We start from the raw sequence: 14,289 nt of genomic DNA, 5'->3' as shown, positions 1-14,289 counted from the left end.
TCTCGCTTGCAGATTTTCTTTGTCTGGGATATACTACAAACAAGGATGTGAGAATATGAATGAGATAACATCAGTGAGTAATCCCCGTGTAAAACAATGGGTGAAATATCATGATAAGAAACACCGTGACAGAGACGGACTCTTTTTAGTTGAAGGGGAACATCTGATTCAGGAGGCAATCACTGCCGGTCTGTTAACGGCGCTGATCATCAGCCCTGACTGCCCGTATCAGTTTGATTTTGACGGGGAGTGCTATTTGGTCAGTGAGGAAATTATGAAGAAGCTGCGCAGCACCGTTTCGGTTAATACATGTGTGGGTGTCTGCAAGGTTAAGGACAGTAATGTTACGCTTGGTGATAAGGTGATTCTGCTTGATGATGTGCAGGATCCGGGGAATGCGGGAACAATCATTCGAACAGCTTATTCGTTTGGCTTTGACGCGGTTGTTTTCTCTGGCCGCAGCGTTGATATTTATAATGAAAAATTAATTCGCTCAACTCAGGGCGCGCTGTTTCATATGTCAGTATTAAAAGCTCATCTGCCGGATATGATTCATAAGCTGAAGCAGATGGGAACGATAGTATATGGAACTTCACTGCATGAGGCAAAGGGACTTTCAACCTTTGTGAATCAGCAAAAGACAGCGCTGGTTTTCGGCAACGAAGGTAACGGCGTCAGTGAAGCAATCTTAAATCTGTGTGATGATCGTATTTTTATTGAAATGAATCGTTTTGAAAGTTTAAATGTAGCGGTAGCAGCCGGTATTTGCTGTTACGCATTCAGAAAGCAGGACTTATGAGAAAAGTATTAGTAGCCATCCATGGCTTTGGGGACATGCGGCAGGAGAATTTCCGTAACTTGATTGAATGGTCAAAGGGGCAGGACTATGAGCTGATTACTTTTGATCTATATGATTTATCACCGCATCCAATTTGGACTGATTGGCTGAAAAAAGCCATTGAAGTATTAAAGGACATCGATTTTATGGAGTGTCAGGTTACCTTGTTAGGTTTTTCGATGGGCGGTGTTATTGCCAGTTATTTAGCCGATAAATTTCCGATTCAGAAGCTGATTTTGATTGCGCCGTCATTTAAGGTTTATGGCGTAAAACAGGTGCTTTCCTACTGCAATGATTTTAAATTCAAGGAAGGCGGCAAACCGGAAGTCAATGACCGTGATAAGGTACTGCTTGAATATTCGATAGAATTTGCGAAGCTGATTAATATGCTGCGTCCGTATCAAAAGAAAATCAAAGTGCCGGCATTGGTCATTCAGGGAATGGCGGATGATGTTGTGCCGCCGACGATTGGCAAACGTACCTATCATTTGATTAATCACCCGCAGAAAAGACTGTATCTGATTCCGGAAGGACCCCATGAGCTGTTGGAGGATGAGCGGTGCGGCAGGGAAACCTTTTCAATGATTAAGATGTATATGGATGAGGTAAGAGTATAATCCAGCTAATTAATGTAATCATAGAATTAAACTTATTATCATGAAGGGGGATGGCATGGATGAAAAAGATAATACTATTATGTTTAGGCATATTTCTTTTTGGCTGTACAGCTAAACCAGAATTTGAGGTTAGTGATGAAGTGCATTTTCATCCATTGACAAAATATGATTATGTGATGGATGAATATTTGCTAGAACATCCTGAAACGTTAAACTTTTTAGAAACGGAAGAAAATTTGTATCGCTTGTCCGTTTATCTGTGCGTCAATGCAGGGGGAAATAATGATTATCGTGTTAAGACTGTTGATTTTTCAACGCTTGATGATTACTTGAATGATTATCTTTATGAACCACCCTCAGAATTAGTAACTACTTTTTTATTTGATTTGCCATCATCAGGAAATCAAAGTATTTATAGTACAGATTATATTCTAATCCTTGAAGATAATGAAAAGGAGACTTTAATCGAAGGTCTTAAAGAGATCACTTTCATCATTGATATTGTTGATGGTGAGCATGGTTTAACTGCCAAGCAAATAAGTTTATCCAATTTTGTGGATTGATTTTGTAACTTTTGATGTTTTTGGAATATGCAGCGTTTAAACGGGTATGAATAAGGTGAAAAAGCATTTGTCAAATCCATTTTTTTGGGCTATAATAACAACTGTTAAATACTTTGAGAAGGACTAGTAAACATGAAGATATTCTCTATCAGGGATAAACAGCCACCCGACTGTAAGCTGTTTTTAGAGAAAGCTGTTGAATTCACCTTTGAATAGTGGGACTAATCATCCCCCGGGAAACAACCGGTTATCAGGGTAAAAGTGTGTCGCAAGACGAAGCAGGATGGTACCGCGCAAGAGCGTTCCTGCAGGCTTGCGGCTTTTTTATTAGTCGGAAAGGAAAAAACGATGAAAAATTTAGAACAGTTAAAAGAAGAGGGACTTAACGCGATTCGTGAAAGTCAGACACTGGCTGCGCTTCAGCAGCACCGGGTTCTTTATCTGGGTAAAAAAGGACCGATTCAGGAAGTAATGAAATCTATGAAAGATTTGAGTGCGGAAGAACGTCCTAAGTTTGGCGCTGCCGTTAATGAGATCAAGTCGCAGATTGCGGCTGCTATTGAAAGCAAATGGGCTGAACTTGAAGCCAAGGAGATGGAAGATCGTCTTGAACGTGAAAAGATTGATATCACACTGGAGGGCTATCATCCAACCGTTGGCAATCTGCATCCTCTGACGCTTGTTCAGCAGGAACTTGAGGATTTGTTTATCGGTTTAGGTTATACCATTGGTGAAGGACCGGAAATCGAATTTGATTTATATAACTTTGAACGGGCGAATATACCGAAGGGACATCCAGCCCGTGATATGCAGGATACATTCTATATTAATGCTGAGGAATTGCTGAGAACGCATACGACGGCGATTCAGACACGCCAGCTGGAAGCCTATGCACCTAAGTTGCCGATTAAGGTTGTTTGTCCAGGTAAAGTTTACCGCCGCGATGATGATGATGCGACACATTCTCATCAGTTTACACAAATGGAAGGCTTAGTTGTTGCGGAGAATATTACCTTATCTGATTTAAAGGGTACCTTAGAGTTTATGGCGAAGAAAATGTTTGGTGAAAAGCGTGTCATCCGTTTCCGTCCGAGCTATTTCCAATTCACTGAGCCAAGCGTAGAGGTTGACGTAAGCTGTCATATCTGCAATGGCAAGGGCTGTCCGGTATGTAAGGGAACTGGCTGGATTGAAATTCTCGGTGCTGGTATGGTACATCCAAATGTATTGGAGATGGCTGGCTATGATTCAAAGAAATGCAGCGGTTTTGCTTTTGGAGTTGGTATTGAACGTGTTGCCATGCTGAAATATGGTATTGATGATATCCGTCATTTCTATACGAATGATCTGCGTTTCTTAAAGACATTCACACGGTTTGAGTAGGAGGTATGTATGTTAACAAGTAAAAAATGGCTGAGCCAATATTTAGATTTAAGTGATATTACACCAGAGGTTTTGGCTGATAAGCTGACAACCGCTGGCAATGAAGTTGAAGGTTTGGAAAAGATGGCTCAGGGAAGCAACCTGATCATTGGTAAGGTATTGGAATGCGTCGACCATCCTGATTCCGATCATCTGCATGTCTGCAAGGTCGATCTTGGCGATAAGGTTGATACTATTGTCTGCGGCGCACCTAATGTAGCGGCAGGACAAAAGGTTATCGTAGCGCTGCCGGGCGCAAAGCTGCCGGGCGGTGAAATTAAGAATGGCGTGATACGCGGCATTGAATCAAATGGCATGATCTGTTCGCTGCTTGAATTAGGGGTTGATGCGAAACAGCTGAGTGAAGAAAGCAAAAATGGCATTGAGGTATTAGGTGATGATGCAGTTGTCGGTGATCGTGATCCGCTTCATTATTTAGGCCTTGATGATACATTGCTTGATGTCGGACTGACACCTAACCGCAATGACTGTCTGGCTTCTTGGGCATTAGCTAAAGAAGTAGGCGCTATTCTGCACCGTGATGTACAGCTGCCCGAATGTGAAGGCGCTGCCAATATTGGTGTGCCGACAAAATTAAAGGTATCCAGTGAAACTTCTAAATGTCCGATTTTCTTAGGCAAAGTTATTGGCTCTGTAACGATTAAACCATCACCAAAGTGGATGCAGGAGCTGCTGCATGCCGCCGGTGTTAAATCAATCAATAATGTTGTTGATATTTCAAACTTCGTGATGCTGGAAACCGGCCAGCCGACCCATTTCTATGATGCCGCGAAAATGCATCAGGAAATCATCGTTAAGGATGGCTTTGATACAACGTATACCGCTTTGGATGGCGTTGACTATAAGATTGAACCAGAAGATATCATGATTACGACTCAGGGTAATCCAGTAGGTATTGCCGGTATCATGGGCGGTGATGACAGTAAAATTGATGAGCAAACAAAGGGGATCATTATTGAGGTTGCGACTTTCAATTATGTTCAAGTCCGCAATACGGCCCGCCGTTTAAATATCACTTCTGATGCGGCCGTCCGCAATGCGAAGGAAATTGAACCGATGGCAGTTTATAAAGCAATGGATCGCTGTGTTCAATTATTGATTGAATATGCGGATGCAAGCTTGATTGAAGAAACTGCTCAATATGGCACGAATAACTATGTACCGGCTGAATTTACAGTAAATACGGATTCAATCAATCATCTGTTAGGCACTGATTTTAGTGAAGATGAAATCATGACAGAATTAAAATGGCTTGATCTGAAACCTGAAAAGGCAGGCAATGATATTAAGGTCAGCATTCCAAGCTATCGTACTGATTTAAAAATTGAAGCAGATATCGCAGAAGAAGTTATCCGCCTGATCGGCTATGACCGTCTGCCATCCACTCTGCCGACGATGAGTATGACTGTTGGCGCATTAGATAATCGTCAGGCCATGCGCAGAAGAATTCGTTCAATGTATGTCAATATGGGCTTGAATGAAACTGAAACCTATACGCTGGTCAGTCAGAAGCATTTAGATCATGCGATTCTGCCGATTACGCCGGCTGTGGAATTGGCTTCACCGATGAGTGAAGACCGCAAATACATCCGTTCTTCAATTTTACCGAGTATGCTTGATGCGGCTGCTTATAATAACAATCGTTCAATCAAGGATCTGGCATTCTTTGAAATTTCCAATGTTTATGCAAAGGATGTTGTCGAGGAACGTCTGGCACTTGTGATGAATGGTTTAATGCATAAGAGCCGCTGGCAGAAAATGAGCGTACCGGCTGATTTCTATACGATAAAGGGCTTGATTGAAACTATGCTGAGTCAGCTGGGCTATGAGGGAAGCCGTGTAAGTATTAAAGAAAACAAATTGGATACGACGCATTTCCATCCATATCGTTCAGCCTGCATCTATATCGGCAAAGAACTGTTTGGCATCTTTGGACAGATTCATCCGCAGATGGCTAAGGATTTTGATGTACCAAAAGAATTGGTAATGTTTGAAGGTAAGCTTGATGTACTGCTGAATAACAAACCATCAAAGGTAAAATATACACCGATCTCTAAATATCCGGCAGTTACCCGTGACCTTGCTTTCGTTGTAAAGGAAGATGTTAAGGTAGCTGATATCGTAGAAGCAATCCGCAAATGCGGCCGTCAGATTATTAAGGGTATCGAAGTATTTGATGTTTACACTGGCGAACATGTCGAGAAAGGGTTTAAGTCAATTGCTTTATCAATCAATTTCCAATCTGATGAAAAGACATTGACCGATGGGGAAATCAATAGTGTTCATGAAAAGATTCTGGCTGCATTAAAAGCAGAGCTGGATGCAATCTTAAGAGGTTAATTAAATTAGAAGAAACCGCAGTGTTTGAGGCTGCGGTTTTGTTTTTGTATATTTTGAAGAAATTTAAGATTATGTATTTAGTTTCCGTAAGAATTACGAACTTTGTATTTTTAATTCTTAGTTTTACCTATATTTGTTTTGATTAATTTATAAGTATTTTCGGATAGGGAATGCTATGCGGAATTTTAATGTAATCTTTGTTTAAATATTATATTGTATTTTATGCTCTGATTGAATTGTTATCAGTTTTCAAAGATTATTTTACTAAAGTGATGTGTTTTCTTGCGTGAACATTTTCTTAAAAATTTCAAAATGATTAAATTGAAAAAATATAATAAAATTATAAACTTCTGTTACATGGTATTGTTACTTGACCAAATAATTTAGAATAATATAATGAGAGTAAGGAGGTGGAAAGTATGAAAAGACTATCAGGGTTAGTCGTTGCAATTTTATGCTTCACTATTATGTGTACTCCCAATCATTGCATACATATTCATTCATCAGATTGTGGTTATGGTAGCGGTAAGTGCACACATCGTTGTTTTAATATTCAACCAAAACAAGATGAAAATCCCAAATTTTAGCCAAGAAATTGGCTATTCTTTTTATACATTTTATGGACACAAAATCTTATAACAGAAATATGAGAGTTGCTAAAGGTTTAAGTTTGCGAGCTTTAGCTAAGTTAACTGGGATAAATTATCAACATATACGTCGTTTTGAAATTGGTGAAGCTGATTTAAACGAGTATCAGCTAAAACAACTAGATAAAGTCCTAGATTTGAATAATTATAATAATGATGTATCTTATCAACAAGCGATTGAATTATTTGAAAAATTTTATATTGAAGTGGTTTATGATACAGTAGATTTAGCGTATTATAAACATCGCATTCCGGAGGTTTATATCACAATAAATGAGCATCTAGTCTATCTAGTGATGAAATATATAATTTATATTCAAGAAAATTATGTAGAAGGATGTCTAAAAATTGAAAACATAATATCGCAATATGAGATAAGCAATTTATTCATATATTCTGCTTATATGGACTATATGGGTATGAGGTTATTTACATGTGATCAACATGAAGAAGCTTTAAAAATATATAAATCATTATTAAAATCAAATTGTGAGAAGACAGAATTAGGGATAATAAAATACCATTTAGGCTTTATTTACAAAGATTTAAACTATTTTAATGAAGCGATGGAGGTTTTGCTGTCGGCTAAAGAGATATTTATGGATACAGCTAACTTGAAGCGCTTATTTGGATGTATGATGTTAATTGCTAGTGTTGAATTAAGAAAAAGAAATTATAAAAATGCTGAGTATTATTATATTAGTTGTATTAATTTAGGAAAAACACTAGATATAGATAAGAATGAGATTGCAAAAGTTTATAGAAATCTTTCTTGGTTAATGATACGAAAAAAAGTATACGATAAAGCACAAAAATATCTAGAAGAAGCCAATGAGTTTGGAAATACACATATACTTTCAAGATTATATAATATATGGATCAATTATAAATTAGAAAATTATTCAGAAGCATTAAGAGATATTACAAAAAGCAGATATATCAAAAATGAACAAAGAATTGTGTTAGTTCTGGACTTGTTTGAAAGCTTGTGTTATTTAGAAAATAAAATACCGTCTAATAAGATTATCAGTCAAGCAATCAAAGTATATGATTTTCATCGTAAAACAAATGATATTGATCTATCACTTTTCTATTTAGATATATTAATAAATCTATTAGAAAGAAAAAAAGCTAACGATTGTCTGATAATCTATTTAAAAGAAAAAATAATTTTATTAGAAAATTGATCTTGCTAAGTAATTCGTTGGGGAGTAAAATTGAAATCACTGATATTTTTTGCTAAAGAAGGGATTACTAATCAGGATGATGTATATGAGAAATAATAATTGAAGTTCTTTTGTACTAATGAATGTAGTTTACTTTTAAGACTTAAGAGAACTGGTGATAAAAAAAACAATGCTTATATCATTAGTTGCCAAATTAGCAAAAATAGATAGCTCTCATTTGTTTATAAAAGGATAAATCGAAAAAATTATACTTAAAAAGAAATTATTCTTGCTTGTAAGCAACAGCTTGTTACGTAATAAAGGGGTTGATTAAATTGTTTGAAAATACTAAACTGCAAATAAAGAAAGGGTTCACACATAGTGAAGGTGAGGATCAATGGATAATTTTGATAGAATCTAATATTCATGTTTATATGAAATCCTCTGAGCGAGGTGAAGGAGAATGTTATGAAAAAAATATTTAGTTCTTTTGTTGCTATATTAATGTTTTTTTCGCTAAATTTATCGAATGTTATGGCTGAATCTTCAGATGTGGTAAACACTGATGCCCCAGAAACTACTGAAATGATGTTAGAAACTAACATTAAGCATATCAGAGCAGAAGATAATTATATACTAAGTGATGGTAGCTATCTAGTGGACATGTCTACATTGGTAGGAACTGGCTTAGAAGGCAAAGTGGTTGTGGTTACTGAAAATGGCATTTATGCTAATGGCAAGATATTAGAAACAATTGCTGTTATAGTTGGCACTAAGGTTATAGGCGACTTTGTTGAAGGAGCGATAGTGTATGTATCAGGATACACAGGTCCTGAATTGGCCACTGTTGCAATCAACGCCATTGTTACTTTAGTTTCAGCACATCCAGCAGGATTCTTTGCATTAGTTGCATTAGCTGCATTTACAGCTGCAGTGGTAATGTCTTATAAGACAACAAGTGGTAATGAATGTGTTTTGAATCCTTCAGGACATGGTTATACATGCAAATATAGCCTGTAACTATTATGTGGATATACGCTTTAATCGGTTTCTTGCTGGGAGTAGTAGAGATTGACATTTTGCACTATTTACAAATAAAAGGAATTAAACGTATATTGATACTGGTTGCAAGTACGGTAATATTAGTCTTTGTTTTGTATTTTGTGTTTTTACATTTTAATCTCTGATTGAAGATGTTTTGTGTCTTTTTCTAGTAAGAAAATGGTTATGAGAAAAGCATTTACTGTTTAATTGCTTTATTAAAGGTTTCTACAGTTAAAAGCAGAGCTGGATGCAATCTTAAGAGGTTAATTAAATAAATAAACCGCAGTGTTTGAGGCTGCGGTTTTGTTTTTTTCTGCTTGATTTGGCCGTCCAGTTTAATATAATGTAGATAAGTATGTTGGGGGATGTGTTTATGATGAGAAAAATGATGTCTATTTTATTAATAATGTTACTATCCGGCTGTATGACGCAGGAAAAAAATCAGGAAGCTTTAACGGAAGTGCCAACCCTTGAAACGTCGAGTTATCTAAGTGATGAAATGAAGGAAAACGCAATAAAGTTAACGTTTCAGGCAAGTTTTGTTAAGGGTTTTGATGATATGAAATTACAAGTTGAGAATTGTTCAGATATTGTCTTAGCGGCTGTTGTATCTTTAGATGGCGCGGATACGATTTATCCTGATGGCAGTAAATCAATCCATGGTTATACTTATGGTAATTTTGTCGTTTATGATGTTTTGAAAGGAAACTTATCGATGGGGGAGGTGGTTCAGTATGCCCGCAATGGCGGTGTGATTACTCAAGCACAATATGATAAACTACGGCCTGCTTCATCACTTGAAAAAGCAAAGGCTTTACGTGAACAGAATGGTTTTGACGAAGATTTATCCGAATTATTTATCGATACACTGATTGAGGGAGATGTACCCATTGAGGCTGGCAAGACATATCTAATGATTCTGCAATATGATGAGGCGAATGATTTATATCGAGTGATTGATTATATGTATGGTCTGCGTGAGGCATCACTGCCGCAGCGTGAAGCCATACCGCTTGAATTGTCAGAGGCAGATTTATCCGGCTTGCAGATTTTGAATAATGTGACGGGTGAATTTGAATCATATGATGAATATCTGGAAACATATGGTTTGAAGAATCAATCGTTTAAATTTCATGAATAAAATTAATTCTATAATTTGGACGATTGTGATTTGTTTTCAAAGGCGGTACGGGCGATATGTTTCTTGCTTAGTTTATAATACAAATTAGATTACATACTGATGTGAGGAGAGTGCTTATGTGGAAATATATAATAATTGCTATTTTATGGGTTTGGACAGAAAATTATATATTAAGTAAATTACAGATAACGGGTAAGAAACGCATAGTAATAAAAATTGTGACATTAATTATATTGGTTATTATTTTATATTTTATATTATCTTATTTTAATCTGTAATCTATCAATTAAGGATAGGCGTAGGTGCAATAGGAGAGCTGAAGCTATTATTTCATTATTACTGTTTTATTCATAAGCCATAAAACTTAATGACACTTTTGCTATATTCATGGTCTTTTTGTTGATTGGATGCTATACTTATACCATGAGGTGATAGTATGCGTATACGTTGTAAATATTGCAAAACATGGTTCGATACAAAAGACAAATATTGTCCATATTGTTATGCAAGAGTCAGGGAAAATGATTCTGTTTCACTGAATGACGGCCGTGCTAAAGCTGCTATTTTCAGGCATGCTGACAGTCATTTAGAACAAAACTCAAAATATGTTAGGGAAACTGGTAAGGAAGCTAAACCATGCACTGCTAATATGGTAAATGATCCATACAGCAAATCTGCCGGTCATTCAAATACTCATAGCAGCTACTCTTCAGCAAATAGTGATCGTTACGCTAAAACAGCGAACTCACGGTCAATGAATGAACGTAAGCCAGTTAATCGCCGGCCTGCAAATCGGCAGCAGGGAAATTCCATTTCTAAAATCATTGGTTGGGTCATAATTATCTATGTGCTGATTCAAGTGTTTTCGGTACTGGCGGCACTCCTATTCTTTTAACGGATTGAAAGATCCGTTTTTTGTGTTTAATGTTGTTGTTTTGTTGTGAATAGGATAAACTAGTGAAGTGTAATTAAGTTTAGAGGATGATTATATGAAAATAAGTAAGTTTTTTAGTTTAATGCTTTGTCTTTCTCTGGCATCAGCTTGCAGTGCCAGTCAATATACTCAAGCTCGTCAAACCGGCTATCAAAATGATCATGAATTAAGAAATCATGTTAAATTATGCCATTTCGCAATCCCGCAGTCTTATGGAGAACCAGTGCCTAGAAGTGAAGCGGTTGAGAATAGTTATTTTGATGACGCGGCTTTTGCCGGTGATTCACGCATTGCCGGTATCGCTGAACTTTATGTATTAGCTGACACCACGGCAAGAATCTATGGCTCTGTCTCATTGGATGTCAGCAAGGCAACAATGCGTACCGTATTCCCTTTGGATAATGGCGGTATGGGCACGATGATTGACGCACTTGCGCAGACACCTGTTCAAAAGATTTATTTAAGCTTTGGCTTAAATGAATTAGGCTGGTATGTCATGGATATCTTTAAAGAAGATTATATCGATATTGTCAATCAGATCAAAGCCCTGCAGCCGCAGGCACAGATTTATCTGCTTGATGTTTATAATTTTTCAAAAAGCCGTGAATTTGAAAATGATTATACAAATCTTGATAAATTGAAACTGATTAATGATACAATTAAAGAGGTTGCGGCAGAAACTCAGGTGAATCTGATTCACAGTAATTCAATGTTTGAATCAGAGGATACATATCTGCCTGATGAATGGACCAGTGATGGTTATCATTTAAACAAAGAAGGTTTTAGTCATTGGCTGACGATGATTAAAGAACATGTGAATAAAGGAGAGATTTTATATGAAACGAAGCCTTGCGCTGATTAGTTTATGTCTGCTTACTGGCTGCAGCAGTAACCAAAGCAAAGAAATCGATATTGATAAGACAGCTGAAACAATGATTAGTGAGTATTATAATGATGAGATGATCAAGGCAAATGATGATCAAATCCGCAGTATTCTGATGATTGATATGGCGAAGAATACATGTGCAGTTTATGTTTCAAGCAGTAATGAAACAAATGAATTAGCTATTTGCAAAGGTGAAGATGAGGTACTAAAAAAAGCCTTTGAAGAACGCCGTGATTATAATCTGACCAGTGCTGAAAACTATTTCCCAGAGGAAGCTGATAAGATTAAAAACAGTGTCATTGAAAAGGTTGGCGATGCTTGGGTTTTGATTACTAATGATAATAGTCAGGATGTTTTAGAAGCAATCAAGGCTTCATTATAGTGTCAAAGACTCAGTTTTAATGGTTTTATAGGTGATTTCATCAGTTTATGTTGATTTTTATTTGTAGTCATGGTAAATATTTGCTATAATAAAATGCGGAAATTCAATAAAAATCTGGAAGGTGATTAAAATGGGTAGACATTTTGAAGTAAGAGCGGCAGCAATGGCTAAAACGTCAGCTGCAAATGCAAAGTTATTCTCAAGATTCAGTAAAGAAATTTATATGGCAGCAAAAGCGGGTGAACCTGATCCTTCAATGAACCAAGGATTAAAAAAGGTTATTGAACGTGCGAAGGCTAACAATGTACCGGCTGATGTAATTAAAAGAGCAATTGACAAGGCTAAGGGCGGTTCAACTGATTCTTATACCAGCTCAACTTATGAAGGCTTTGGAGCTGGAGCATCTACGGTTATCATTGAATGTTTAACAGATAATCAGAATCGTACAATCGCGTCTTTAAGAGCATGTTTCAATAAGGCTAAGGCTAAAATTGGGGTTGCCGGCAGTGTATCTTTCAATTATCAGCATGTAGGTAATTTAGTAATTGCTTATACTGATGAAGAAGCTATGCTGGATGCGCTGATTATGGCTGATGTAAATGTACTAGAGCTTGAAGTTGAAGGTGAATACATGAATATCAATGTAGAGCCGTCAGATTTATATAAGGCTAAAGAAGCAATTGAGGCATTAATTCCTGATGTGAAATTTGATGTATTAGAGCTGACAATGATCCCTAATGAATATTGCACATTAGAGGGTGATGATAAGGAATTATTCCAGCGCCTGCTTACTTTGCTTGATGATGTTGACGATGTGCAGAATGTTTGGCACAACGTTGAAAATATCGACTAACACTCTGCGGAGTGTTTTTTCTTATGCAAATCAGAAAAGCATGTGAACAGGATATTCAAGACATCGAGGCGGTATTGCTGGATGCTGTGCGATGGCTCACTTCAATTAATAAACGGGCATGGAGCGAGGAGGATGTGGCTTGGCATACCTTAAGTCAGACACATACTATTGATCAGTTTTATGTAGTGGAAGAAAAGGGCGAGGTTGTCGCGACCTTTCTGCTATGCGATGCAGATCCAATCTACTGGCCGGAAATAAAACCGGGGCAAAGCTTATATATCCATAAGCTGTGTGTGATGCGTAAGGCGGCTAAATCAATGGCTTCACAGATGATTATGGATTATTTTAAGGCAGAAGGCCGACGGCTGAAGAAAGATGCATGCAGACTGGACTGCCGTACTAATAAGCCTGAACTTAAGCATTTCTACGAGAAGCATGGTTTTCAGCTTGTCGATGAAGGAGAAATTGTGAAGGGGTATTGTACTTCACGCTATATGTATCAACTTGATGATTGATGGGTAAATCATTATCTGCTTTGCCGCTTTGATGTTATAATCATGGAGTGAAAGAAGGCGAGACAATGAAGGTGATTTATCATGTTGATGAGATGGCTAAATGGCCGCTGACCTTAACTAATGTATCAAATATGCTTGCGGTATATAAGCAGCAGGGTGAAGCGTATAAAATTGAGGTGCTTGCTAATAGCGCTGCTGTTAAACAGTATGCGCAGGCTGATGAATTAGAAGAGAAAATGGCAGCCTTGGTAAAGGAAGGTATTCTGTTTACCGCTTGCGGCAACGCGCTGAAAGCGAACCAACTCAAAGCTGAGGAACTGTATCCTTTTGTAGAGGTTGTAAGCGCGGGTGTTGTTGAATTAGCTAAGCGGCAGGCGGAAGGATATGCGTATATTAAACCATAGACATATGGTATAGTTTAGAATTATACTAATAATAGAAAATCGTGATAATATCAGTTTTGATTCTGATAGATATCACGATTTTTTATTGTATTTAATATCTCAAAAGTGATGAGTGTTGCTAAATGTATACTTTATGAGACACCATATTCCTCTTTCATTATATGCAATATTATAATATTCGTAAAGGTAAATAGACCGTTTTTTGCAATTTCATGACCGTTTTGTGTTATGCAGAGAGTGTATTACAAAGTATACCTTTTAAGACATATTCAAAAAACCTGGGGAGGTATTTTAATGAAAGTTAATAAAACAAAGTCAGCGATGACTGCTTTAGTCATAGCTGCAATGCTCTGTTCAGCAGCAATACCAATCAGAGCGGCTGAGGCTCAATGGGTCAATAATAACGGCACATGGTCTTATGTTAAGGAAGATGGCAGTAAAGCTAAGGGTTGGATCAAAGACAATGACTGCTGGTATGCTTTCGATGATAACGGAGCAATGCGTACCGGCTGGATC

The 14,289-nt window shown here is 37.2% G+C and carries 14 protein-coding genes and 1 pseudogene; all 15 read left to right on the top strand.

The annotated features are described in order from the left end of the window. The first annotated feature begins 55 nt into the window (after positions 1–55). The gene (locus DAHG_RS10065) at positions 56–799 is read left to right on the top strand and encodes a TrmH family RNA methyltransferase (RefSeq protein WP_022938223.1); all 744 of its coding nucleotides are present in this window, start codon (positions 56–58) and stop codon (positions 797–799) included. After that, positions 796–1,455 carry an alpha/beta hydrolase gene (locus DAHG_RS10060; protein WP_022938222.1) on the top strand — a complete coding sequence of 220 codons (660 nt, stop codon included), beginning with the start codon at positions 796–798 and terminating at the stop codon, positions 1,453–1,455. Before DAHG_RS10065 ends, DAHG_RS10060 begins: the two co-directional genes overlap by 4 nt. A 59-nt stretch (positions 1,456–1,514) precedes the next feature. Beyond that, entirely contained in the window at positions 1,515–2,018 is a 504-nt protein-coding gene (locus DAHG_RS10055; RefSeq protein ID WP_022938221.1) for a hypothetical protein, read from the top strand. Between the two features lie 348 nt (positions 2,019–2,366). After that, positions 2,367–3,401, top strand: coding sequence for a phenylalanine--tRNA ligase subunit alpha (gene pheS / locus DAHG_RS10050; protein WP_026880935.1), 1,035 nt, complete (start codon positions 2,367–2,369; stop codon positions 3,399–3,401). 9 nt (positions 3,402–3,410) lie between these two features. Further along, on the top strand, positions 3,411–5,801 hold the full coding sequence (gene pheT / locus DAHG_RS10045; RefSeq protein ID WP_022938219.1) for a phenylalanine--tRNA ligase subunit beta: 2,391 nt from the start codon (positions 3,411–3,413) through the stop codon (positions 5,799–5,801). A gap of 646 nt (positions 5,802–6,447) precedes the next feature. Then, positions 6,448–7,635, top strand: coding sequence for a helix-turn-helix domain-containing protein (locus DAHG_RS10040; protein WP_022938218.1), 1,188 nt, complete (start codon positions 6,448–6,450; stop codon positions 7,633–7,635). Positions 7,636–8,082: 447 nt separating this feature from the next. Then, positions 8,083–8,634 carry a hypothetical protein gene (locus DAHG_RS10030; protein ID WP_022938216.1) on the top strand — a complete coding sequence of 184 codons (552 nt, stop codon included), beginning with the start codon at positions 8,083–8,085 and terminating at the stop codon, positions 8,632–8,634. 397 nt (positions 8,635–9,031) lie between these two features. After that, complete coding sequence (locus DAHG_RS10025) at positions 9,032–9,799, top strand: hypothetical protein (protein WP_022938215.1); 768 nt, start codon at positions 9,032–9,034, stop codon at positions 9,797–9,799. A 436-nt stretch (positions 9,800–10,235) separates the two neighbouring features. Then, a complete protein-coding gene (locus DAHG_RS10015) occupies positions 10,236–10,694 on the top strand; it encodes a hypothetical protein (RefSeq protein ID WP_022938213.1) in 459 nt (152 codons plus the stop codon). 94 nt (positions 10,695–10,788) lie between these two features. Continuing rightward, a complete protein-coding gene (locus DAHG_RS10010) occupies positions 10,789–11,595 on the top strand; it encodes a GDSL-type esterase/lipase family protein (RefSeq protein WP_022938212.1) in 807 nt (268 codons plus the stop codon). Further along, on the top strand, positions 11,570–12,001 hold the full coding sequence (locus DAHG_RS10005) for a DUF4358 domain-containing protein (RefSeq protein WP_022938211.1): 432 nt from the start codon (positions 11,570–11,572) through the stop codon (positions 11,999–12,001). Before DAHG_RS10010 ends, DAHG_RS10005 begins: the two co-directional genes overlap by 26 nt. A 130-nt stretch (positions 12,002–12,131) precedes the next feature. Then, a complete protein-coding gene (locus DAHG_RS10000; protein ID WP_022938210.1) occupies positions 12,132–12,854 on the top strand; it encodes a YebC/PmpR family DNA-binding transcriptional regulator in 723 nt (240 codons plus the stop codon). Positions 12,855–12,877: 23 nt separating this feature from the next. Then, entirely contained in the window at positions 12,878–13,369 is a 492-nt protein-coding gene (locus DAHG_RS19325) for a GNAT family N-acetyltransferase (protein WP_022938209.1), read from the top strand. 65 nt (positions 13,370–13,434) lie between these two features. Further along, a complete protein-coding gene (locus tag DAHG_RS09990; protein ID WP_022938208.1) occupies positions 13,435–13,773 on the top strand; it encodes a DsrE family protein in 339 nt (112 codons plus the stop codon). Positions 13,774–14,067: 294 nt separating this feature from the next. Next, positions 14,068–14,289 (top strand): annotated as a pseudogene (locus DAHG_RS21400) (hypothetical protein); the annotation flags it as partial.

The organism is Dielma fastidiosa, from assembly GCF_000313565.1.
Taxonomy (GTDB): Bacteria; Bacillota_I; Bacilli_A; order Erysipelotrichales; family Erysipelotrichaceae; genus Dielma; species Dielma fastidiosa.
The sequence above is the reverse complement of the archived record's forward strand: the minus strand, read 5'-3'. Positions and strand labels throughout refer to the sequence as shown.

Excerpts from the sequence above, each read along its gene's own strand:
- DAHG_RS10025 (WP_022938215.1), top strand. The coding sequence starts at position 9,032 with ATGATGAGAAAAATGATGTCTATTTTATTAATAATGTTACTATCCGGC.
- pheT (WP_022938219.1), top strand. The coding sequence starts at position 3,411 with ATGTTAACAAGTAAAAAATGGCTGAGCCAATATTTAGATTTAAGTGAT.
- DAHG_RS10005 (WP_022938211.1), top strand. The coding sequence starts at position 11,570 with ATGAAACGAAGCCTTGCGCTGATTAGTTTATGTCTGCTTACTGGCTGC.
- DAHG_RS10010 (WP_022938212.1), top strand. The coding sequence starts at position 10,789 with ATGAAAATAAGTAAGTTTTTTAGTTTAATGCTTTGTCTTTCTCTGGCA.
- DAHG_RS10000 (WP_022938210.1), top strand. The coding sequence starts at position 12,132 with ATGGGTAGACATTTTGAAGTAAGAGCGGCAGCAATGGCTAAAACGTCA.
- DAHG_RS10055 (WP_022938221.1), top strand. The coding sequence starts at position 1,515 with ATGAAAAAGATAATACTATTATGTTTAGGCATATTTCTTTTTGGCTGT.
- DAHG_RS10030 (WP_022938216.1), top strand. The coding sequence starts at position 8,083 with ATGAAAAAAATATTTAGTTCTTTTGTTGCTATATTAATGTTTTTTTCG.
- DAHG_RS10065 (WP_022938223.1), top strand. The coding sequence starts at position 56 with ATGAATGAGATAACATCAGTGAGTAATCCCCGTGTAAAACAATGGGTG.
- DAHG_RS10015 (WP_022938213.1), top strand. The coding sequence starts at position 10,236 with ATGCGTATACGTTGTAAATATTGCAAAACATGGTTCGATACAAAAGAC.
- DAHG_RS10060 (WP_022938222.1), top strand. The coding sequence starts at position 796 with ATGAGAAAAGTATTAGTAGCCATCCATGGCTTTGGGGACATGCGGCAG.
- DAHG_RS10040 (WP_022938218.1), top strand. The coding sequence starts at position 6,448 with ATGAGAGTTGCTAAAGGTTTAAGTTTGCGAGCTTTAGCTAAGTTAACT.
- DAHG_RS09990 (WP_022938208.1), top strand. The coding sequence starts at position 13,435 with ATGAAGGTGATTTATCATGTTGATGAGATGGCTAAATGGCCGCTGACC.
- pheS (WP_026880935.1), top strand. The coding sequence starts at position 2,367 with ATGAAAAATTTAGAACAGTTAAAAGAAGAGGGACTTAACGCGATTCGT.
- DAHG_RS19325 (WP_022938209.1), top strand. The coding sequence starts at position 12,878 with ATGCAAATCAGAAAAGCATGTGAACAGGATATTCAAGACATCGAGGCG.